Raw genomic sequence first — 21,375 nt, 5'->3', positions numbered from 1 at the left:
TCAGGAAAGCCCCCTGCGACGGACCGGCCACGCCCGTGGCCTCACGGCTCCGCCCATAGCCTCACCGCCCTACGACGTGCCGCCGGCTTCCCCGCCGCCCCTATGGCTTCCCGCCGCCCCTATGACGTGCCGTCCCCGCCGCCCCCGTACGTGGAGTCGTACGCCTTCCGAGGCCCGCACACGCTGGCCCGGGAGCACGAGCACCGTCGGCCCCCGTCATTGAGGCGAACGACGACGGAGTCGGACGGCACGTTGTGCCCCACCACCGTGCCCGGGCCCTCGGGCGTCTCCACGCTGGTGCCCGTGCGCGGGGCTGAGGCGCGGAACTCCTGATACAGCGGGTGTTCGTACTTGAGGCAGCACATCAGCCGGCCGCATGCCCCCGCGATGCGCAGCGGGTTGACCGGGAGGTCCTGGTCCTTGGCCATGCGTACGGAGACCGGCTCGAAGTCCTTGAGGAAGGTCGCGCAGCACAGGTCGCGGCCGCAGGGGCCGATGCCGCCCTGGAGGCGGGCCTCGTCGCGCGGGCCGATCTGGCGTAGCTCGACCCGGGCTCTGAGGTTGCGGGCCAGGTCGCGGACGAGGGCGCGGAAGTCGACCCGGTGCGGGGCGGAGAAGTAGACGGTGTAGACGTTGTCCTGGTCGAGGTAGTCGATGCCGACGACCTTCATCGGCAGCGAATGCCGTTTGATCAGCCGCTTCGAGACGCTGCGGGCCTCGGCGCGGCGGCGCTTGTTCGACTCGTCACGTGACAGGTGTTCGTCACCGGCCGGGCCGGCGCATACGGGCAGCCCTTCGACGTCTTCGCTCGTGTACTGCGGCGCCCAGACGCACTCCGCCACCTCAGGTCCCGAATCCGTTGGTACGAGCACTTTGTCGCCCACCTTGTAGGTGTGCTCGCCGGGATCGAGGTAGTAGAGCCTCCCGTAACGGGTGAAGCTCACGGCCATGATCATTCCCATGGGCTCGAGCTCGCCTCCTGACGGCCTAGGGGTCATTTACCGTCTTCCCTGCCACATTACGTGGGCATGGCCACAGTGGTGAGGGCTGGCGGCTGCCGATCTTCGGCCGGGGCCACCGACGACGGTGACCCCATGTCGCACAATCAGCCAGCCGCCGTAGCCCCGTCCGTACGATGAGCGGCCGTAGCGCCTCCCACCTACGATCAGCGGACGCAGTGGCCGTCCGGTCGCAACGTCAGCCGGTGCCAGGGCACATCGGCGAGGCGGGCAGATCCAGGCCGAAGTCGATGAACAGCGCTTGCCGCGCGGGCACGCACGTCTGATAGACCACCACCGCGACCCCCGGCTGCCGCTTCAACCGCTCGACCACCTCGCCCCCCTCCATCTCGTTCTTCAGCGCGATCTTGAAGCCCTCCGGCAGGTCCCCCGCCCTGGTCGCATCGACGAGCGCCGGATTGCTCTCCTGGAACGACTCCTTGAAGTGCTCGTAAGACACCTCCTGGCTCTCGAAGACGTGCTCCGCCACCTGCGGCGACGTGTCGATCAGCTTGTCGATCGCGCGCTTCTGCGCGGCCGTCGCGGCCTTCCCCTCCTTGCGGCCGGCACCGCACGTGGGCATGCGTGTGCCTTCCTTGCACAGGAAGACGCTGATGTGCCACTTGAGATCAGCAGCGGTCGGCATCTCGGTGATGTCGGGAGAAGCCCGGTCGACGATCGTCTGGAGCCCCTCCAGCCCGAAGAGGGCTTGGTTCACCTGCTCGCGATCCCCACCCCTTTTGATCTTCAAGTGGAACGAGGACGGCAGATCAGCCGGCTTGACCGCGTCGAGCATGGCGGTGTTGCCCGCGTAGCTCCTCCTGAACCGCTCGTAGGCCGCTGCCTGGTCCTCGAAGGACACCTCGTTGACCTGAGGAAGCCCGCGCAACACCGCTTCGATGGCCTCGGCCTGCCGAGGGGTGGCGTCTCGGCCGTTGCAGGGCGCCTTCGTCGCCGACTTCGCGCACAGGAAGACGGCCATCTCGGCTGCCTCGCTCTGCGCCGGCTCGACCGCCGCCACGTGATCCTGACCGCCGGTGCCCAGGGCCACGGCGGTCGCCGCCCCCGCGAGCACCACCACCGCCGCCGCCACGCTCAGCAGCCGGTAGTCCACCCGCCACCGCCGCTCGGGTGCGCGCAGGGGACGCAAAGTGGCGGGATCCAGCGAGGCTCCGGCCTCGGCCAGAGCTTCGCGCAGCCGGTCTTCCACGGGACTGCTCATGAATCCTCCCCAAGGGCCCGGCCGAGCGCCGCCAGCCCACGCGTGACCGTGGAGCGTACGGTGCTCGCATTGATCTTCATCGTCTCGGCGATCTCCTGGTCGGTGAGATCGAAGTAGTAGCGCAGCGTCAGCGCCTCGCGCTGCCTGCCGGGCAGCTCGCGCAGCGCGAGCAGGACCTCCCTGCGCTCCTCTCCCAGCAGCGCGGCGCTCTCGGCCGACCAGACGGGCGGCTCGTACGGCGGCGCCTTCCGGAACACCGTCGCCCGCCGCCGCAGGACCGACCGGCACCCGTTGAGCACCGCGGAACGCACGTAGGACAGCAGCTTGTCGGCGTCGCGCAACCGGACCCGGCCCGCGCACGTGCGCTCGAACGCCTCCTGCACGACGTCTTCGGCGCTCGCCTGGTCACCGACCATGATGAGGGCCAGCCGGACGAGCCCGACGTGGTGCTCGGCGAAGATCGACGCCACGTCGACCCGGCGCCGCGCCAGATCCTCTTGCTGGGTGAGTAGTTCGGTTTCCACGCAACAGAGACGCCTCGCGGGCTCATCTGCTGCTTCGGTTCGCCAACTGTTCTTCAGCGCAGGGCCAGCATCATCGCCTCGACGGCCATCTGCGGGTTGACGCTGGCCGCGAGGCGTTCGCGGCACTGCATGATCGCGTCGATGCGCCGCAACGTCTCCTCCGGCGTCGTCGACTTGGCGAGCTGGTCGAGGTCGAAGCGCAGGTCGTCGTTCGCCAGCTCGACCCCCTCCGCCCCGAACTGCATGGTCAGCACGTCGCGGTAGAACGACACCAGCTCCAGCAGGGCGCTGTCGAGCGAGTCGCGCTTGATGCGGGTGGCGCGCGACTTCTGCCGGTCCTCCAGCTCCTTGAGCGCCCCCGCACCGCCCCTGACCAGGCCCCGGTTGAGCCCCTTGCCGGTGGACCCCTCGCCGTACAGCTTGCGCAGCTCCGCCGTCTCGTTCTCGTTGAGCGCGGCCGTGGCGGCGGCGGCCTCCTCCTCGGCGGTCTTCACCAGGCGTTCGGCCGCGGCGATGCACTCGCCGACGCCGGTCAGCGCGCGCGGGATGCCCAGCACGGCCTCTCGCCGCCGCCTGACGCCCTCGTCGAGTGCCAGTGCACGCGCGCGGCTGATGTGCCCCTGCGCGGCCCTGGCGGCGAATCTGGCGGTCTCCCAGGGCACGCTGTCGCGGGTGGCCAGCACGTGGGCGACGGCCTCGGTGGCGGGCGTGGTGAGGGTGACCTGGCGGCAGCGGGACCTGATGGTGATCATCAGGTCGTCGGGTGCGGGGGCGCAGAGCAGCCACACCGTACGCGGCGGCGGCTCCTCGATGGCCTTGAGCAGGGCGTTGGCGGCCGACTCCGTGGCCCGGTCGGCGTCCTCGAACAGGATGACCCGCCACCGCCCCTGCGTCGGCGCCCCGGCCGCGCGCAGGATCAGCTCGCGGGTCTGCTTGACGCTGTAGGACAGCCCCTCGGGACGTACGGACTCCAGGTCGGGGTGCGAGCCGATGAGCACCTGGTGGCACTGGTCGCAGTGGCCGCAGCCGCCGTCGGGGCAGAGCAGTGCGGCGGCGAAGGCGCGTGCGGCGTCTTCGCGCCCGGCGCCCGGCGGGCCGGTGAACAGCCAGGCGTGCGTCATGCCGGCGCCGCGCCCGCCCGAGACGACCTCCCCGGCCGCCGCCGCGGCCCGCGACAGCACGGCGATCGCCTGGTCCTGCCCCACGAGGTCATCGAAAACCGTCACGGGGACAAGGCTAACCGCGCCCGCCACCCCGGAGTACGCCTAACGTCAGGGATCAGGCGTCAGTCTCGGATGGCGGGCATGGTGCCCGTGGCGTCTTCGGACTCGCGCGGCACCGGGTCGGGCAGGATCTCGCGGACCCGGTCATGGATCTGCCGGGTGATCGTCTCCTGCGGCAGCGTGCCGTCGACCACGAGGTAACGCTCGGGCGCCGCAGCCGCCAGCGCGCGGAACTCCTTGCGCACGCGATGGTGGAACTCGAGCGGCTCGGACTCGATGCGGTCGGCGGCCCCGCCTAGCCGGGTCAGGCCCACCTCTGGCGGCGTGTCGATGAGCACGGTCAGGTGAGGCACCAGCCCGCCGGTCGCCCACGCGTTGACCTTGGAGACGTCTTCCGGGTCGAGGACGCGCCCGGCCCCCTGGTAGGCCAGCGAGGAGTCGACGTAGCGGTCGGTCACCACGATCGAGCCCCGGTAGAGGGCCGGCCTGATCACCTTCTCGACGTGCTCGGCCCGGTCGGCGGCGTAGAGCAGCGCCTCGGACCGCGCCGACAGGCCCCGCTCGGCGGCGTCGAGCAGGATGGCCCGCAGCCGCATGCCGACCTTGGTGGCGCCGGGCTCGCGCGTCTGCACGACGTCGTAGCCCTGGTCGCGCAGCCAGATGGCGAGCAGCCGCGACTGGGTGGTCTTGCCCGACCCCTCGCCGCCCTCGAACGCCACGAACAGCCCTGGCACGTGCTCGGCGGCCCCCGTGGGGAACCGCTCGCCGCGCACCGCCGCGATCAGGTCGGCGGCCAGCGGCACGCCCTTCCTGTCGTCCATGTGGCGCAGCGCCAGCAGGCCGACGACGATGGCCAGCGCCCCGCCGATCACCAGCACGAGGTTGGTGCCGTCGAAGCGGTAGCTGATCTGCCCCATGCCGAGGACGTGGACCCCGAACAACGCCGCGAGCGGGTTGGCCACGGCCACCACGAGCAGCAGCGTCACCCGGGCCGTGGACTGCAGGAACGCGAACGTACGGCCGCGCAGCGCGTCTTCGACCTCGAGCCCGATCAGCGTGTAGCCGATGATCCAGGCGATGCCCGCGCACGCCCCCAGCAGCACGGTCAGCATGACCACGATGACGAGGTTGTGCACCAGCGCGATCGCGATCAGCACGAGCCCGGCGACGGTGATGGCCAGCCCGAACAGCCGCCGCCGCGACAGCTCGCGCAGCAGCCTGAGCCCGAAGAACATGCCGAGCGCCATGCCGACGAAGACCGCCCCGAACACCACGCCGTAGGCCGCGTCGCCGCCGCCCAGCGCCTCGACGTAGATCTTGGCCACGCCCACCACGGCGCCGCCGGCCGCGAAGGCGCCGAGCATGCCGATGATCAGGCCGCGCACCAGGCGGTTGCCGCCCACGAACCGCCAGCCTTCGATGACCTGCTTGAGCACGGACGGCGTGGAGATCGCCCCGTCGCGCTTGGGGATGTCGCGCAGGGTGAAGATGAGGACGGCCGAGACGAGGTAGGCGCAGGCGTTGACGATCAGCGCCAGGCCGGTCGCGCCGTGGCCGGTGAGGAACGGCACCGCCCCGCCGATCAGGTCGCCCGCCACCGACAGCGCCGCGAAGAGCATGGCGGCGACCGGCGCGGTGCCGTAGGTGACCAGCAGGTTGAGCCGGTTGGCCGACTCGAGCTGCGCCTTGGGCACCAGGTTGGGCACCGTGGCGTCCTTGGCCGGGACCCAGAACAGGTTGACGCACTCGACCAGGATGGTCGCGACGATGACCCACTGGTAGCTGTTGACGAACGGGATGGACAGCACGACCGCGAACCTGGCCAGGTCGGCCGCGAACATGGTCAGCCGCCGGTCGAACCGGTCGGCGAAGACCCCGGCGAGCGGCCCGAGCAGCACCGCGGGCAGCATCTTGGCGACGAACACGCCGCCGACGGCCAGCGACTGCACGCGGTAGTCGCCCTCGGTGAGGTTGCCCGCGAGGGCGGTCAGTGCCAGCAGGTTGAGCCAGTCGCCCAGGCTGCACACCGACATGGCCGTCCAGAGCCGTCGAAACGGCGCATTGGCCAGCACGTGGGCCGGGCGACTCCGGCCAGGGGCAGTCATGATTTCAGCGTATCCAGGTGTCGACCGGAAGGGGGTGGTCAAGAGACGGCCCGGATATTCCCGGTCGTCCGTGGCTGAGGGTATTACGACAACAGAGTCGGGCGCAGGTTACACACCTCGAATAGGCCCGCGAAAACCTCATTGATGTGTCACTCCGGCCTCTTGCCGCGCCGTTTCCACCAGGGGCCGCCACGCCGCCGCGATCTCGTCGGGCAGGGCGAGCTCACTCCACAGGTCGATGAGCAGCACCGCGTCGATGTGGGCGAGCAGCTCGTCGGGCCCGCCGCCGCACAGCAGCGCGGTGTAGGCGGCCCGCCGCTCGTCGCGGTCGGCCAGCTCGTACGTGCGCCCGCCCACCCGCGCGACCCCCAGCGCCGCCGAGACCGGCAGCCGCCGCAACCGGCTGGGCACGTGGAACGTGTGCCCGTCACCCGTCGTGCGGGCGACGCATTCGACCTTGGCCTCCAGCACCAGCTCGAACCCGGCCGCGTCGAGGATGCGCCCGGCGGTCTCCAGCGTCGGCGACTTCCTGCCGTGCTCGTAGGCCGACAACGTGGTGCGCGACGTGCCGCTCACGCTGGCCAGCGCCTTCTGGTTGAGATCTGCCGCCCGTCTGGCCTGACGGAACAGCAACCCGCCGCGCCGGGCCCAGGACGCGACCTCCTGTCCGAACGCCCGCTCCACCGGGGAAGAAGCCATGACCGCCCTCCGAGAGTATCCGCGCGGATACTCTACGCCATCAGAGCGTCACGTGACCACTTCATTACCCCAAGTCAGCTCCGCAACTCCACCAGACTGATCTCGGGCGGCGCCCCCACGCGTACGGGCGGCCCCCAGAACCCGGCGCCCCTGGTGACGTAGACCTGCACGCCGTCCACCGTGGCGAGCCCCGACACGACCGGCTGCTGCAACCCCACGACCAGGTTGAACGGCGCGATCTGCCCGCCGTGCGTGTGACCGGACAGCTGCAGGTCGACGCCGTGCCGGGCGGCCTCGCTCACCTGGATCGGCTGGTGGGCGAGCAGCACCGTGGACCGGCCTTCCGCGCGTCCGCCGAGCGCCTTGGCGAAGTCGGGGCCGTCGCCGCTCGACGCGCCGCCGACGTCGTTGACGCCGGCCAGGTCGAGCACGGCTCCCTGGTGCGCGATCTCGACCCGCTCGTTTCGCAGCGAGCGTACGCCCAGCTCGCCCAGCTCCTCGACCCACTCCTCAGGGCCTTCCGGCGAGAAGTATTCGTGGTTGCCGGTCACGAAATAGGCCCCGTAACGGGACTCCAGGCCCTTGAGCGGCCGCGCCAGCGAGCCGAGCTGTGCCACCGAGCCGTCGACCAGGTCGCCCACGATGGCCACCACGTCGGCCTCGAGCCCGTTGATCATGCGGACGATGCGCTGGGTGTGACCGATGCCGGTGAGCGGGCCGAGGTGGATGTCGCTGACCACCGCGAACCGCAGGCCGTTGAGACGCGGGTCGAGCTTGGGCAGCCTGACCGTGACCGGCTCGATCACGGGGTCACCCAGGGCGCTCGACATGCCGTACGCGACCGTGCCGACCGCGCTGACCCCGGCGATCGCCGCGGTGGCCCGCCCGAGAAAGAGCCGCCTGCTCATGTCACCGCCGGCCGGTCCCGTGCCGGCCGGCACGGGACCGGCCGGCACAGAACCAGCGGGCACGGAACCAGGGGCTGGGGATCCGGCCGGGTCCCCGGTCAAGGTCGCCGTGCCACCGCCCGCCTCACTGGCGAAAACCGGCTCAGGCGCCGCAACCGGCTGAGGAGCCGAAGCCCGCCTGCGCAGCACCGCCCCCACGACCGCCCGCGGAATCTCCAGCACCGCCAGGATGATCACCAGGTAGAACATCACCGCCAGCCAGACATAGCCCGCCCAGGCGATCCAGCTCTCCAGCCCCAGCCGCGACCCGATGAACGTCCCCATGAGGACCGCGAGCAGCAGCACCAGCGCCAGGGTCAGCGACACGCGCACCCGGCCGGGCCCGGTGGTGCCGCGCACCAGCCGGCGCCACAGGTAGTAATGCGCGAGCAGCACGCCGCCGGCGAAGATCAGGACGAACACAGTGACGATGCTACGTCCGGCGGCCACCAGGTGATGACCGCCGAATCCGACGAAGCTATGACTTGGTCGCGGGCTTCTTCGCCGCGGGCTTCTTGGCCGCCGTCTTGCGCGTGGTCTTCTTCGGCGCGGGCGCCCGCTCCCGCCGCTCTGCCAGCAGCTCGGCGGCCCGCTCGATGGTGATGTCCTCGACGGTGTCGCCCTTGCGCAGGGACGCGTTGGTCTCGCCGTCGGTCACGTAAGGGCCGAACCGCCCCTCCTTGACCACCACCGGCTTCTTCGAGTTGGGGTCGTCGCCCAGCTCGCGCAGCGGCGCCGCCGCCGCTGCCCGCCCCCTGCCGCGCTGCTTGGGCTGCGCGAACAGCTCCTTGGCCTGCTCGATCGTGACCGTCAGCAGGGCCTCTTCCGAGGAGAGCGAGCGGGAGTCGCCGCCCTTCTTCAGGTAGGGGCCGAACTTCCCGTTGTGCGCCACGACCTCCTCGCCCTCCAGCTCGCCGACGACCCGCGGGATCGACAGCAGCTTGAGCGCGTCTTCGAGGGTGATCGTGTCGAGGGACATCGTCTTGAACAGCGAGCTCGTACGCGGCTTCGGCGCGTCGGCCTTCTTCGTCCGCTTCTTCGGCGCGTCCTCGTCGGCGGCCGGCTCCGGCAGGACCTCCGTCACATAAGGCCCGTAACGCCCGTCCTTGGCCACGATCATGTGCCCGGTCACCGGATCGTGACCAAGCTCACGGTCACCGGTCGGCCGCGAGAACAGCTCCTCGGCCTTCTCCGCCGTCAGCTCGTCGGGCGTCATGTCCTCGGGGACGTTGACGCGAGCGCCGTCGCGGTCGAGGTAGGGGCCGTAGCGCCCGACCCGCAGCACGATGTCGGTGCCCTTGACCGGGAACGAGCTGATCTCCTTGGCGTCGATGTCGCCGAGGTCGGTGACCATCTCCTTCAGGCCCTCGTCGCCGTCGGCGCCGTAGTAGAACCGCCGCAGCTCCGGCTCCCGCTCGGCCCGGTCGTTGGCGATGTCGTCGAGCACCTTCTCCATATCGGCGGTGAAGTCGTAGTCGACGAGGTTGCCGAAGTGCTGCTCCAGCAGGTTGACCACGGCGAACGCCAGGAACGAAGGCACCAGCGCCGTGCCCTTCTTGAACACGTAGCCCCGGTCGAGGATGGTGCCGATGATCGAGGCGTAGGTGGACGGCCGCCCGATCTCGCGATCCTCCAGCTCCTTGACCAGCGACGCCTCGGTGTAACGCGCGGGCGGCTTGGTGGAGTGGCCGGCCACGTCGAGGCGCGACACGCTGAGCGCGTCGCCCTCCACGAGGTTGGGCAGCCGCTTCTCGGAGTCGTCGCGGTCGGTGGACGGGTCGTCGGCCCCCTCGACGTACGCCTTGAGGAAGCCGTAGAACGTGATCGTCCGGCCGGACGCGCTGAACTCGACGTCCTCGCCGGCCGACGACCTGCCGCCGACCTTCACGGTGATCGACTCGCCGACCGCGTCCTTCATCTGGGACGAGACCGTACGCTGCCAGATCAGCTCGTACAGCCGGAACATGTCGCCGGAAAGGCCGGTCTCGCCCGGCGTGCGGAACTCCTCGCCCGACGGCCTGATCGCCTCGTGCGCCTCCTGGGCGCTCTTGACCTTGCTGGAGTAGACGCGCGGCTTGTCGGGCACGTACGCGGAGCCGTACAGCTTGATCGCCTGCGAGCGCGCCGCGGCCACCGCCGTCTCCGACAGCGTGATGCTGTCGGTACGCATGTAGGTGATGAACCCGTTCTCGTACAGCCGCTGCGCCACCTGCATCGTGTACTTCGCGGAGAACCCCAGCTTGCGGCTGGCCTCCTGCTGCAACGTGGTCGTCCGGAAAGGCGCGTACGGCTTGCGCGTGTACGGCTTGCGCTCCACCGACTTGACCGCGAACGAGACGCCCGCCAGCCGCCCGGCCAGCTCGCCCGCCGCCGCCTCCGACAGGTGCAGCACGTCGGCGCCGCTCTTGAGCTGCCCGGTGCTGGCGAAGTCGCGTCCCTGGGCCACCCGCTTGCCGTCGACCGAGGTCAGCGTGCCGGTGAAGTCGCGCGGCCGCTCCTCGGCCTTGCCGGTGTCGAACAGCGCCTGCAAGTCCCAGTAGTGGGCCGGCGTGAACGCGATGCGGTCGCGCTCGCGCTCCACCACCAGCCGCGTCGCCACCGACTGCACCCGGCCCGCCGACAGCTTCGGCTTGACCTTCTTCCACAGCACGGGGCTGACCTCGTAACCGTAGAGGCGGTCGAGGATGCGGCGCGTCTCCTGGGCGTCGACCAGGCGGAGGTTGAGGTCGCGCGGGTTGGCCACGGCGTCGCGGATCGCCTGCGGGGTGATCTCGTGGAAGACCATGCGGTGCACGGGGACCTTCGGCTTGAGCACCTCGCGCAGGTGCCAGGCGATGGCCTCGCCCTCGCGGTCCTCGTCAGTGGCGAGATAGAGCTCGTCGGCGTCTTTGAGCAGCTGCCGCAGCTTGGCCACCTGGGAACGCTTGTCGGGGTTGACGACGTACAGCGGCTCGAACCCGTGCTCGACGTTCACACCGAGACGTGCCCAAGGCGCCCCCTTGAACTTCTCGGGGATGTCGTCGGCCTTCTCCGGCAGGTCGCGGATGTGACCGATGCTCGATTCGACGATGTAGCCGCGCCCCAGGTACCCGGCGATCGTCTTCGCCTTGGCGGGCGACTCGACGATCACCAGGCGTGTTCCGCCGGCGCTGCCGTTCTTGGCTGGCACGCTGCTTCCTACCTCGCTGTTCGCTTGCAAATCCCCCTGCCGGGAGTCGGCACAGACTGAAAGGTAACCCGACTCGCGGAATTTTCCTTCCCCCGGGCTACCCACTAGCTTCCGGGTCCACCCACAAGCACGCAGAATAAGGCTCATCGAGCGGCAAGGCGCCCTGACCCACCCTGGAGACTAATCGTTGTGCTCGACTACTCCTACATGGATATCTTCATTCCGCGCGACCTCACTCGCGAAGCAGCACGTCAGCTGCTGACCGAACACGCAGAGTACGGACAGTGGGAGCTGGCGCGCGTGCGGGTGCACCCCGACGGCAGCCGTCACGTACGCCTGCGCAGAAAGATCATGCGAGTTCGCCGCACCCTGTGACCACCGGGCATGACTTTGCCCGTCCCGGGCCGCGCCCCCGGAACGGGCAAAGTTCAACCAGGTAGTGGATGAACGTAGAGGTACCTCAGATAAGTACCTCCTTGCTGCTACTTACGGCCGAGCCGGAACCGGCGAGCAGAGGCGAACAGCGTCGCGGAAGCGGCCAGCATGCCGCCGAACACGAGGGCGATCAGAGATCCGCCGTTCATCCCGGTGACGCCCGCCGGCTGCTCGGCGCTCATGAGACCGATGCCACCGATCGGCAGGCTGCGGGTGGCCGAGGCGATGGTGCTGCCGGCCGGGGTGGAGGCGACCAGGTCGGTCGCCGGGGAGAGCGCCGAAATGGGGCTGGACGGAGCGGTGCGGCGCTTGTGGTCGGCGGGGGCGGCGGCGTGCTTGCGCTTCGGCGTGGCCGGAGCCTGGGTCAGGCCGGGCAGCTCGGGGAGCGGGGGCAGGCCGAGGGTCTTGGAGACGTCCTCGACGACGGGGATCTGCGGGGTCGCGGCGGGCTTGGTGGCCTCCTTGACGTTGCCGACGCCTTCGAGCCCGCGGGTGACGCCGCTCAGGTCGCCGGCGCCGGGCAGGTGCTTGGTGACCTCGGTGGCGGGCAGCCCCTGGGCGAGGCCGGCCGCCGCGGCGCCGACCTCCTGACCGCCGCCGCCCAGCACCGGCAGGGCGGGCGCGATGGGCAGCAGGCCGCCCTTGGCCGCCGCGAACTTGGTCGTGGTACGGGCGAAGCGGTCGAACCTGCTCGGCCCTTGGTGGCCCGGCTTGCCGACCCGGGCGCCGCCGAGGCAGCCGGCCGCCGCGTCACCGAGGACCGCCGCCGCGTTGCCGCAGACGTTGACCGGCGCGGTGATCGGCGCCACCACCTGGTTACCGCTCAGCACGCCGCCCGCGCCCGAGGTGCGGTTGTTGCCGCCGCCGACCCCGTGCTGCGGGTGGACGCCCGCACCGCCGTGGCACTGGGCCCGCGAGAGGCCGAGCACGGCGGCCGCGTTGCCGCAGGCGTTGACGGGGGCCGTGATCGGCGCGACCGCCTGGTTGCCGGCCAGCACGCCGCCGGCGCCCGACGTGCGGTTGCCGCCCGCGCCCCGCGCCGGGTTCTTCACCGTGGCGCCGCCCTTGCACCCGGCGAACGCGTGCCCGACCAACGCCACCGCGTTGCCGCAGACGTTGACCGGCGCGGTGATCGGCGCCACGACCTGGTTACCGCTCAGGACACCGCCCGCACCCGAGGTGCGGTTGCCACCGGCGCCCGACTGCCCCGACTGCTCCACCTTCGACCCGCCGCGGCACCCGGCCGAGGCGTTGCCCACGGCGTTGCCGCAGACGTCGATCGGCACGCTGATCGGCGCGATGACCTGGTTGCCGCTCCCGACGCCGAAGCGCCCGTCGGTGTCGTTGCCCCTGGACCCCGGCGCCTGGTGGCGGGTGTGGTAGCGGTTGCCCGGCCCGCCGTTGTTGGTGACCGACGAGCCGCCCTGGCAGCCGGAGAACGCCCGGCCCACCACGGCGACCGAGTTGCCGCAGATGTTGATCGGCACACTGACCGGCGCCACCACCTGGTTGCCGCCGAGGACGCTGCCGTTGCCGGACGTACGGTTGCCGCCCGCGCCCTTGCCGGTGTTGTGCACCGTCGCGCCGCCCTTGCAGCCCGCGGTCGCGTCGCCGAAGATGGCCACCGCGTTGCCGCAGGCGTTGATCGGGGCCGAGATGGGCGCGGTGATCTGGTTGCCGCCGAGCACGCTGCCGTCACCCGACGTGCGGTTGCCGCCGGCCCCGCCCTTGCCGTGGGTGCGGACGGTCGAGCCGCCCTTGCAGCCCGCGTCGGACTTGCCGATCAGGGAGACGGCGTTGCCGCACGCGTTGACCGGGACGCTGATGGGCGCGTTGACCTGGTTGCCGCCTAGCACGCTGCCGTTGCCCGACGTCTTGTTGGGGATGCCGTTACGGCCGGTGCTGACGACTTCCGCGCCGCCCTGCGAGGTCGCCTCCGACTTGCCGACGGCGGCGATCGCGTTGCCGCTGATGTCGATCGGCAGCGAGATCGGCAGGTCGACCTGGTTGCCGCCGCCGACGGACCCGTTGCCGGAGGTGTCGGCGAGCGCGGTGCCGCCGCCGAACGACATGACGGCCACGGCCAGCAGAGCAGCAGGGCTCGATGCCTTCGCCCACGTACGCATGATGGATGCTCCTAGTGGTTCTGGGGGGATGATGTGAATCGGTCTCGCGCGCCTTGCCCGGGGCACGGCTGTTGGGACGCCGTACGTTCCACGCGTTGTCACCGCGTGCAGCGGGAGACCCAGGGGATGCGCGAACCGCGTGAACTGACGTTGGTTTCACCCGCGGGCGGCGAGCTGCGGTGGCGCCTTGATGCGCCTGCGCTGCCGGTGAACCGGCACGCTTCGCCGCCGCGTTCGTACTGGGAAGCAGCGCTCGCTCCGGAGAGCTCGATCCGGGAAGCCGCGCTCTTCGCGGTCCGGTGGGCGGCCGGGCTGTGGCCGGCCCGCGCCCCGGACCTTCGCGGGATCAGTCAGGTGAGAAAGAGGGGTCGTCCGCCGCTGTGCGGACGACGGGGGGAAGCAGGCGCGCCAGAGGGGCGCGACCGGCCTCGAGCCGCGGGTCGAAAGCGGACCTCGCGACGTCCCCCGCAACGGGCCCGAACGGCCCGCTGCCACCGCCGTTGGGCACCAAACCGTTGGTGTCCAGGATCTTTCCGGCGCTGGACGGTGACGGCAGGCCAGGATCCTGCTGGCTGTTGAGGCCGTCGACCGTGCGCCCCGCCATGGCTTCGGCGTTGACTGACGCCGTCACGGGGCTGGTGAGTGAACGATGAGCCTGGGACGCGGTCTCATCAAGAGAGCCGGCCTCCGAAGCCTGGGATCCGGTCTCTGCCGCCGCCCCTGTCGCCGCGGTGGAGTCCGCGGCCGCCGGAGCGGCGGTGAGCATGCCGAACAGAACAGCGAGCAGCCACCCTGCGGCCACGAGGACCCCGGTGGCGGCTGCACGAAGGATGACTCGCCGGGCGCCGGCCGCGAACCGCGCCATCCGGTCCGCCCGGTCGATGGTCACGCCCTGCGCTGAGATGGCGACACGCGGGCGGCGAGCAGCCGGGGCCGAAGCCCGCACCTGCCTGTCCGCCTCGCGCGTCATGTGCCCTCCAAAGCTCCAGAACCGGCCTCACGATGTGAGGCCGGTCCGTGGACTCACCCCTCAACGATCCGTAACCGTAGCAGCACCCAAAGTTGCCGCAAGCCCTTTTCAGCCGACGGCCAGAAATTCCCCAACTCCCCAGTACGCAGACCCACCCCAACCCACCCATCCCCCTCCCCCGAGCCCCACGGAACCCCCATCCCGAGCCCCCGTTCCCCCCATCCCGCCCCCTCGGCGAACCGGCCCCGGTTTCTCGGTATGACTCAGTGCTCAGAGTTTGCTAACCTTACGGAGCCGACGCGGGATGACGGTCCCACGTGCAGGCACCAAGTCCGGGTGGCGGAATAGGCAGACGCGCTAGCTTGAGGTGCTAGTGCCCAGTGATGGGCATGGGGGTTCAAGTCCCCCCTCGGACACACACTGAACGCACATGTGGGGGTTCCGGATTGATCCGGGCCTCCACATACTGCTTTTCCGGGTAGTACGTGAGCTTCAGGCCCAGCTGGCTGTAGAGCTTGGCCTTGTCATTCGGATCAGTTTCCCCGATGAGCCGCACCAGATCCCCGACCTCTCCGATCATCGACCTGATCTCGGCGACGGTGATGCGCTGCGCGGCCGGGACCGCCTTCAGCTCCCCCTCCAGCCGAGCACGCTCGTTCTTGGTCTCGTTGATCCAGGAGGAGATTCCGATCGGGTCACCTCCCGCGTCGAGCGCGGAGCGGTACTGATTGAGCTTCCGATCACACTTCGCCAGCCGTTTGCGCAGATCGATCAGCGCGGCCTCGTTCGGATCGATCGCCTGCTCGGCCATCGCCGCGATCACGTGTTCCAGCCTGTCGGAACCGAACTCGGTCCCCAGCCAGCCATCCACCTCATCCAGGATCTCCGCCTCCCGCAGGTACACGACCTTCGGATGGTCCAGCTCGTTGGTGATGGCGTACTGGGCAGGAAAGCGGCACCGGTAGTACGCCTGCCGGTTGTTCCAACTGCCCTGCATCCGACGCTCGCAGTACCCACAGAACAGCACGCCCCGGAAGGCGTACGGGCGACGAGTCGGATGGGGACGGTGGCTGAACCGGCCACGCGCCCGCTCGGCGAGAATCTCCTGGACGCGCTGATACACCTCGACGCTCACGATCGCGTCGTGCACGGGATGCTCTGACCAGATCCACTGATCCTTGGCATTCCACCTCTGCTTGGTCGTCGTCCCCAACGCGACGTTCTCCACGTCCAGCAGGACCTCGTCCTTGCGCTGCTTGTTCCATACCTGGTGGCCGGTGTAGCGCGGGTTGGTGAGGATCACGCGGACGGCGTACTTCGACCAGGCCCTTTGGTCCCGGTGCTTGTTTCTGCCCGGGTCGCTGGCCGACGGCGACAAGACGCCCTGCAATGTCAGGTCCTCGGCGATGTCCAGGTAGCCCCGTCCCTTGAGAAACTCGCTGTAGATCCACCGCACCACTCGCGACGTGACCGGATCAGCCACCAGCCGTCGCAGCCTCCGGCCGTCAGCCGCCTTACCCGGATTCGGATGCGGACCGGCGTCCTGAAGGGTGTAGCCGTAGGGCGGCCGCCCACCCAGGAACCTGCCTTCCGTGGCCGTGATAGCCGCCATCGCAGCCCGTACCCGAATCTTGATCCGGTTCCGCTCGCCCTTCGACAACCCGCCGAAGACACCCATGATCATGTCGTGGGCCTCGTTCGCCGGATCGATCGGCCCGCCGACCTCGGGCACCCACAGCGGCACTCCGAAGTGCTCGAACAACGGGAAGGTCAGGCTGTACTGGTTGCCGTAGAACGCCCTCTGCGGCTCCCCGATCACCACCGCATCGAAGCCCCGCCGCGGATCCTTCAACTCCTCGATCAGCGCCGCCGCGTGCGGCCGAAGCTGCCAGGGAATCGAACGGGACTTGTCGACGTCGAAGAACTCGGCGACGATCTCCCCGCCCCGGCTGTCAATCAGCGCCCGCGCCCGATGCAACTGCCAAGCCCGTGACGCCTCCGGATCCTGGTTGTCCTCCGTTGACACCCGACCGTAGAAGCCAAACCTGATCGTCACTTCTCCTGCCCTTTCCTCTCGGCCTGCGACTGCTTCGCACGGGCGGCGGCTTTGAGCAGGATCCGCAGCAGCACCCCGGCAGCGCCGGGGGTGAGCTTCAGCTCCTCCCCCGGCACCACCACACGCAGCCGGCCACCTGCGCCGCTCACAGCCCGCCCCGGCTCGGAACGAGTCCCCGAGCCCACCGCCGACCGGATCGGGCCCTACGGGCCCGCCCGCCCCCGACAGCGATACATGACCGCTCGCCTCGACGACGGATGTCAATCACCGCCTGGACACGACTCTCCACTCGTCCGGCGACTGGCGGTTGCACACAGCCTGTGGACATCGCCGTGCTGCCGGAGAAGGCGGCCCTCACCGCTGGTTCCCCTCCTTGCGCAGAATGAGAAGATCCTCATGAGCGGCAGCGCACACCGGCTGCCCTTTCTCCCGGCCCCTCCAGGTCTCCAGCATCTGGAAGAACGACGCCCGGTTCACCAGCTCGCCGTCACGCAGCCCACACAGCAGCGCCGCCAGGCGATGCACGAGAACCAGGCCGGCGGCTTCTGCCGTCTCGATCACGCGACCGGGGATGTCAACGAGCCCTCCGTTGACTCGTATCGGCCGGACAGTGATCGCGACCACACCACCAGGCCGCAACAGTTCCCCGCAGCCAGCCAGGATCTGCCCGAACCCCTCCATCAGCCGGGGCAGTCTCTGATGAGCGAGATTGCCCTTGTCGGTGGAGTACCGGTGATTCGACTTCTCCACCGGTCCGCCACCTTCGCGACTTCCGCACCGGACATGACCGTGGGTCCGTTCCCCATAGGGCGGAGACGTCAGCACCAACGCGGCCAAGCCCCGTAGGTTTGCGAACACCGTCGAGATGTTCCGTGCGTCCCCACAAGCCACCCTGGCGAAGCCTGTAGCGCCCTGCGAGCGAGCATGCTGAACGTTCGCAGCCGTAAGACCGGCGAAGTCCGCCTCGTACTCCATCCCCGCCGCGTGCCGCCCCAGGTGCACCGCCTCCACCAGAGTGGTCCCGATCCCGCACATCGGGTCCACGACCAGATCCCCCGGCTCGGTGAACGTGGATACGACCCGGGAGGCGATCGACGGCAGCATCTTGCCTGGGTGCCTCATCGACTCTGGGACATACCGGCCCTGGCGTTGAACACGCGACTGCAACTGCCCCGTGGCCAGCACCGACGGCACCATACTCGCGCTCACCGAGCCCCCCCGCCGCTACGAGCGAACAGACACACGTCGGCATGCACCGACACCACCGGCGGCAACTCCGCCGACTGCACCCGGCGAAGCTGCGCCAGCTCCGCCGGGCCAGGCTGAACGACGAGCGCATCGCCTTCGATCGGGACCCGCAACGCGATGACGTGCTGAAGGTAGGTGAGCCCGGCCCGTGCCGCCCGCTGGATGATCCCCGGCGCCTGGTCCACCAGCCTGCCGTGCTCATACCGAGCAGTCGTGATCACCGCCAAGTGGCCATCCGGCGCTAGAACATGCCGCGCATCCTCCAGGAAACGATCCAGGTGCGTCACCTCGAGCCCCGGTTGCTCGGCCCGGCACGTAGGGCAGGAGCCCTCTGCCGGACCGATCGACCGTCCGAGCTCCGGATACGGAGGAAGAGCCGCGATCAGCAGCTCAACCCGGCTCTCGAGACCGAGCAGCGCCTCTCGGAGCGCCTGCGGCCCATGCGGACGCAGCCTTACAGCGGCCCGCTGATCTGCCGCGAGATCCTGCCGCAGCCGACTGACAAGGTGCTGTGCGACCGGCAGCCGCGGAGCGAGCCCGATGCCCAGCCGTCCCATCTCCGCCGCCGCGACGAGGACCGTCTCACTCGTCGTGAAAACGTCCGCGACGACTGAGCCCGGACGAGTGCAGGCACCGATCAGATGCCGCGCCAGCTCCCGCCCGACTGCCTGACGATGCCGCTCACATACCGCCTCGGCAACGGGCGGCTGGTCCTTCGCCTTGGGCGCCCCGTATCCAGCGTCGGAACACAACCACACCGAGAGCGGCACCAGCCGCCTCTCGGTCGCCCGCGACCGCTTCGATCGCGATCTTTCGTTGTTGCTCATCTGAGATGACCCGCGACGGTCCCCCGTTCCCATGCACTGAAACACCCCGTGATCAGCTGTGGTTGGAACGGCCCCGGCCTTCAGCGCAACCCTGAGGTCCGCCTACACGTGCTTCGGCGGCCAAGACCGCAACGCTTCCCCCACGCACGACGCACTCGCCATAACACTTTGTCGCGAGACCGCTACCGACCGCGAATCGACCAGCAATGCAAATGCTTTGCGGTGTTCACTTCTCTGAGCAAAACCTCACCAGATTCGGACCCCATTCTTGCCTACACGGAACAGCAACTCGGTGGCTTCATGGGGAGATGGCGGACTTCCTGGAGCTCATGGGACAGCTCCTTTCCATCTTCGCTAGATGGCTTGATACGGTCAGCCCAATACCCTGGCCTCTGATCCTGGCACTTTTATTCTTACCTTTCATGGTGATATTACGGTTGGCACTATGGATATTTAGAGGCCGGGTATGGCCGGTGACCTGCAAGTACTATCACACACAGCAAGCACGCTCGGACAAGCCGTGCAGGACCCCGGTTCCTGGCGAGTGGAAATACTGTAGGCACCACAAGAAGCCAGGCCGGGTCATGTCAGACGGTCACGTGATACAGGACATCCCGCGCTGGCAGCGGAAAACCAGAAACGGCCAGTACGAAGATCGTACGGACATCAGAGGAGTGGGTTTCGTATCCCTCATGTCCAACCGCGAAACCTTCCTCTTCTACAAGGGGATCGCCAAGCCTCTGAAGCTGGTATGGAGAAGAAAACGCGAGCTCATCACCAGCTGGCGTGCCGGAGCTCGCCGGTTCCGCGCATTGCGCTTGAAAGATCTCATCCCCAAGCGCGCACCAGTGGAGATACCCCTCGGCATCGCGGACCGCATGCCACGGGTCGTTCGCGCCACTCGGCTCACCCTCGTCGCCTTCGCGATGGGGCTCGTCTCGGTAGGTCTGTCGGTCATCACGACACGTGGCTGGCAAGTGGGGTACCAATACGCCGCAGCGGCCGCCTTCGTTCTGGCCTGGCAGGCGATCCGCTTCGGCGTATGGAAAGACCCATCCGAAGAAAAGCACTGGGTGCGTGGCACGCTCATCGGGACCGCGAAGGCGATGGGGCTGTTGCTGAGCGTTGCGCTTGCGGGTGCCCTGCTTTCGCAGCTGAGCGATGCCGTTGACAAGGCGTCCGAGACCGCTCAGGCCCTCCAAGCCGCCTCCCCGCTGACCATAGCCGACCGGCTTTGACGATCCTTTGACGGGACATCTCGCGCGACTCCGGACAGCAGGCCAAGAACAGCTCGGGCGGCTTGGCGAAATTCTTGGGCGTGAGCGTGGGCTCTGACCGTCTCCGCAGGTCAGAGGAGAGATGGGAGGGTCGGCGGCGCATTGTGGTGTCCGCGCTTCTGCCGCTGACGCTCGGAGCTTCTCCCAACCCGTGGTCGAGACCTGGATTCACCGATCCAGCTCGACCCGGGGAGACCCCATGGCTCTGAAAGACAACACGTCCTCGACGCACTTCAACGAGAACGCGCTGCGTGCGGCGGACAAGGCGTTCCATCTGCTGGTCACCGGTCCGAGGCCACTCTCCGTGGACGGCCGCGCCATCGGGTACGGACTACCTGAACGTCCGATCGACCTGCTTGAGCTGAAGGAGCTGCTGCTCAAGCCACAGGCCGGCGACGAACTCAAGGACGCGGTCTGGGCGCATCTCGTACGACGCTCGCGTGCCGACGACCCCGCCTGGGTGATCGGGTGCGTCGGGGTGGCGATGCCGGGGTTGAAGAATCTGGCCGCGCGGACCACGCAGGGGTGCCCTGCGCACGTGGCTGAGGACATCGTCTCGGAGATGGTGACGTACTTCGTCGCGCAGCTTCGCCGGATCGATCTCGATCGGCCGAACATCCTGCCTCGGCTGCTGCTGTGGGCGAAGAAGGGGGCGCTTCGAGTACGGGCGCGGGAGTGCTCGTCCGTCGAGATCTGCGCCGATGTGCCGGAGCCTGTGGCTCTCGACGGGGAGCCGTTCATGGTGCTTGCCGAGGCTGTTCGGTGCCGGGTCATCAGCTCGGATGAGGCGAAGCTGATCAACGCGACGCGTCTGGAGGGGCAGGCGTTGCGGGCGTACGCGGGGCGGCTCGGGGTGCCGGCGGATCGGCTGTACAAGCGGCGGAGGGCGGCCGAGGCGCGGCTGGCGCGGGCGATCGAGGAGGGTCAAGTCTCGGTCAGCTGTGACGGGCCGGCCTCCAATCTCGCCTGTTGAATCGGTGGTTCATCCATGTCAGCCGTGATCGCGGCTCGGGGCGGAGCACTGGGGGGCGGTTGCCCGTTCCCATCGAGTTCATCGTCCCTAGTCCTTTGAAGGAGGACACCCATCCCGGCCCGCCTCGGGCCTGTGATCGCGGCTGGCGGCCCAGCTCAAGACCCTTACGTCTCGGGGAGCCATGTCATGAAGCCGTTTCGGCCTTGTCCGTTGTTCGTTGTCCGGGTTCCAGCAGGTACGAGCTGGGCCCGGCGTGCCGCCGCTTCAGCGCTCTGGACCGCCGGTTGCCTGGTGGCCGCGCTGACCGTGCCCGGCGTCGCCGAGGCGATGACTAGGCTGGCCTCGGCCTCGCTTGACCAGGTCATCACCAACCTGCGCAACGTGGTGATCGGGCTGCTGGTCGGCCTGGCCACGCTGTTCTTCACCATCGGCGGCGTCCGGTACATCCTGGCCGGCGGTGACCCTGGGGAGGTCGAGGCCGCCAAGAAGACGCTACGGTACGGGGCGCTCGGGTTCGGAGTGGCGATGCTCGCTCCGGTCCTGGTGGGGATTCTGCAGCGGATCGTGGGGGCCTGA

At 69.1% G+C, this 21,375-nt stretch carries 18 protein-coding genes, 1 tRNA gene and 1 pseudogene; 5 read left to right on the top strand and 15 right to left on the bottom strand.

Features of this window, described 5'->3' with window-relative positions:
• Nucleotides 1–119: 119 nt before the first annotated feature.
• The 8 genes from ricT to topA form a co-directional block, all read right to left on the bottom strand.
• Complete coding sequence (gene ricT, locus AB0K12_RS15580; RefSeq protein WP_364561421.1) at nt 120–956, bottom strand: regulatory iron-sulfur-containing complex subunit RicT; 837 nt, start codon at nt 954–956, stop codon at nt 120–122.
• 241 nt (nt 957–1,197) lie between these two features.
• On the bottom strand, nt 1,198–2,220 hold the full coding sequence (locus tag AB0K12_RS15575) for a permease-like cell division protein FtsX (RefSeq protein WP_364560586.1): 1,023 nt from the start codon (nt 2,218–2,220) through the stop codon (nt 1,198–1,200).
• Nucleotides 2,217–2,744, bottom strand: coding sequence for a SigE family RNA polymerase sigma factor (locus AB0K12_RS15570; protein ID WP_364560583.1), 528 nt, complete (start codon nt 2,742–2,744; stop codon nt 2,217–2,219). The genes AB0K12_RS15575 and AB0K12_RS15570 overlap by 4 nt, the downstream gene beginning before the upstream one ends.
• A gap of 53 nt (nt 2,745–2,797) precedes the next feature.
• A complete protein-coding gene (locus tag AB0K12_RS15565) occupies nt 2,798–3,970 on the bottom strand; it encodes a DNA polymerase III subunit delta' (RefSeq protein WP_355412760.1) in 1,173 nt (390 codons plus the stop codon).
• 59 nt (nt 3,971–4,029) lie between these two features.
• Entirely contained in the window at nt 4,030–6,072 is a 2,043-nt protein-coding gene (gene tmk / locus AB0K12_RS15560) for a dTMP kinase (protein ID WP_364560580.1), read from the bottom strand.
• A 138-nt stretch (nt 6,073–6,210) separates the two neighbouring features.
• Nucleotides 6,211–6,771 (bottom strand): helix-turn-helix transcriptional regulator, encoded by a 561-nt coding sequence (locus tag AB0K12_RS15555; RefSeq protein WP_364560577.1) that lies wholly within the window; start codon nt 6,769–6,771, stop codon nt 6,211–6,213.
• Between the two features lie 74 nt (nt 6,772–6,845).
• On the bottom strand, nt 6,846–8,141 hold the full coding sequence (locus AB0K12_RS15550) for a metallophosphoesterase (protein ID WP_364560573.1): 1,296 nt from the start codon (nt 8,139–8,141) through the stop codon (nt 6,846–6,848).
• A gap of 55 nt (nt 8,142–8,196) precedes the next feature.
• Complete coding sequence (gene topA, locus AB0K12_RS15545; protein WP_364560570.1) at nt 8,197–10,887, bottom strand: type I DNA topoisomerase; 2,691 nt, start codon at nt 10,885–10,887, stop codon at nt 8,197–8,199.
• A 189-nt stretch (nt 10,888–11,076) separates the two neighbouring features.
• Here topA and AB0K12_RS15540 point away from each other — a divergent pair, with 189 nt between their 5' ends.
• Entirely contained in the window at nt 11,077–11,262 is a 186-nt protein-coding gene (locus tag AB0K12_RS15540) for a DUF5703 family protein (protein WP_103957247.1), read from the top strand.
• A 107-nt stretch (nt 11,263–11,369) separates the two neighbouring features.
• On the opposite strand, the gene AB0K12_RS15535 is transcribed toward AB0K12_RS15540, so the two are convergent.
• Nucleotides 11,370–13,448: a chaplin family protein gene (locus AB0K12_RS15535; RefSeq protein ID WP_364560566.1), complete on the bottom strand. Its 2,079-nt coding sequence runs from the start codon at nt 13,446–13,448 to the stop codon at nt 11,370–11,372.
• 346 nt (nt 13,449–13,794) lie between these two features.
• Nucleotides 13,795–14,418 carry a hypothetical protein gene (locus tag AB0K12_RS15530; protein WP_364560563.1) on the bottom strand — a complete coding sequence of 208 codons (624 nt, stop codon included), beginning with the start codon at nt 14,416–14,418 and terminating at the stop codon, nt 13,795–13,797.
• Nucleotides 14,419–14,748: 330 nt separating this feature from the next.
• Between AB0K12_RS15530 and AB0K12_RS15525 the strand changes: the two genes are divergently transcribed.
• Nucleotides 14,749–14,834: transfer RNA gene (locus AB0K12_RS15525), tRNA-Leu, on the top strand.
• Here AB0K12_RS15525 and AB0K12_RS15520 read toward each other — a convergent pair.
• The 5 genes and pseudogenes from AB0K12_RS15520 to AB0K12_RS15500 form a co-directional block, all read right to left on the bottom strand.
• Entirely contained in the window at nt 14,816–16,474 is a 1,659-nt protein-coding gene (locus tag AB0K12_RS15520; RefSeq protein ID WP_364560561.1) for a recombinase family protein, read from the bottom strand. The genes AB0K12_RS15525 and AB0K12_RS15520 overlap by 19 nt on opposite strands.
• Complete coding sequence (locus AB0K12_RS15515) at nt 16,471–16,623, bottom strand: hypothetical protein (protein ID WP_364560559.1); 153 nt, start codon at nt 16,621–16,623, stop codon at nt 16,471–16,473. The genes AB0K12_RS15520 and AB0K12_RS15515 overlap by 4 nt, the downstream gene beginning before the upstream one ends.
• A gap of 205 nt (nt 16,624–16,828) precedes the next feature.
• On the bottom strand, nt 16,829–17,224 hold the full coding sequence (locus tag AB0K12_RS15510) for a hypothetical protein (protein WP_364561443.1): 396 nt from the start codon (nt 17,222–17,224) through the stop codon (nt 16,829–16,831).
• A 45-nt stretch (nt 17,225–17,269) separates the two neighbouring features.
• A pseudogene (locus tag AB0K12_RS15505) lies at nt 17,270–17,596 on the bottom strand (DNA methyltransferase); the annotation flags it as partial.
• A gap of 83 nt (nt 17,597–17,679) precedes the next feature.
• Nucleotides 17,680–18,549 carry a DNA methyltransferase gene (locus AB0K12_RS15500; RefSeq protein ID WP_364560557.1) on the bottom strand — a complete coding sequence of 290 codons (870 nt, stop codon included), beginning with the start codon at nt 18,547–18,549 and terminating at the stop codon, nt 17,680–17,682.
• 692 nt (nt 18,550–19,241) lie between these two features.
• On the opposite strand from AB0K12_RS15500, the gene AB0K12_RS15495 reads away from it, so the two are divergent.
• The 3 genes from AB0K12_RS15495 to AB0K12_RS15485 all read left to right on the top strand — a co-directional run bounded on the left by AB0K12_RS15495 (nt 19,242) and on the right by AB0K12_RS15485 (nt 21,375).
• On the top strand, nt 19,242–19,787 hold the full coding sequence (locus AB0K12_RS15495; RefSeq protein WP_364560554.1) for a hypothetical protein: 546 nt from the start codon (nt 19,242–19,244) through the stop codon (nt 19,785–19,787).
• Nucleotides 19,788–20,025: 238 nt separating this feature from the next.
• The gene (locus tag AB0K12_RS15490; RefSeq protein ID WP_364560551.1) at nt 20,026–20,799 is read left to right on the top strand and encodes a hypothetical protein; all 774 of its coding nucleotides are present in this window, start codon (nt 20,026–20,028) and stop codon (nt 20,797–20,799) included.
• Nucleotides 20,800–21,090: 291 nt separating this feature from the next.
• Complete coding sequence (locus AB0K12_RS15485) at nt 21,091–21,375, top strand: pilin (RefSeq protein ID WP_364560548.1); 285 nt, start codon at nt 21,091–21,093, stop codon at nt 21,373–21,375.

The organism is Nonomuraea sp. NPDC049419, from assembly GCF_040676995.1.
Lineage (GTDB): Bacteria > Actinomycetota > Actinomycetes > Streptosporangiales > Streptosporangiaceae > Nonomuraea > Nonomuraea salmonea.
Note: the sequence above shows the minus strand (reverse complement) of the source record. Positions and strands in the feature narration are given on the sequence as shown.

What these genes read in the sequence shown, in the direction of transcription:
- tmk (WP_364560580.1), bottom strand. Translation starts at nt 6,072, where the DNA reads ATGACTGCCCCTGGCCGGAGTCGCCCGGCCCACGTGCTGGCCAATGCG.
- AB0K12_RS15535 (WP_364560566.1), bottom strand. Translation starts at nt 13,448, where the DNA reads ATGCGTACGTGGGCGAAGGCATCGAGCCCTGCTGCTCTGCTGGCCGTG.
- AB0K12_RS15555 (WP_364560577.1), bottom strand. Translation starts at nt 6,771, where the DNA reads ATGGCTTCTTCCCCGGTGGAGCGGGCGTTCGGACAGGAGGTCGCGTCC.
- AB0K12_RS15490 (WP_364560551.1), top strand. Translation starts at nt 20,026, where the DNA reads ATGGCTCTGAAAGACAACACGTCCTCGACGCACTTCAACGAGAACGCG.
- AB0K12_RS15500 (WP_364560557.1), bottom strand. Translation starts at nt 18,549, where the DNA reads ATGAGCAACAACGAAAGATCGCGATCGAAGCGGTCGCGGGCGACCGAG.
- AB0K12_RS15575 (WP_364560586.1), bottom strand. Translation starts at nt 2,220, where the DNA reads ATGAGCAGTCCCGTGGAAGACCGGCTGCGCGAAGCTCTGGCCGAGGCC.
- ricT (WP_364561421.1), bottom strand. Translation starts at nt 956, where the DNA reads ATGATCATGGCCGTGAGCTTCACCCGTTACGGGAGGCTCTACTACCTC.
- AB0K12_RS15495 (WP_364560554.1), top strand. Translation starts at nt 19,242, where the DNA reads ATGTCCAACCGCGAAACCTTCCTCTTCTACAAGGGGATCGCCAAGCCT.
- AB0K12_RS15530 (WP_364560563.1), bottom strand. Translation starts at nt 14,418, where the DNA reads ATGACGCGCGAGGCGGACAGGCAGGTGCGGGCTTCGGCCCCGGCTGCT.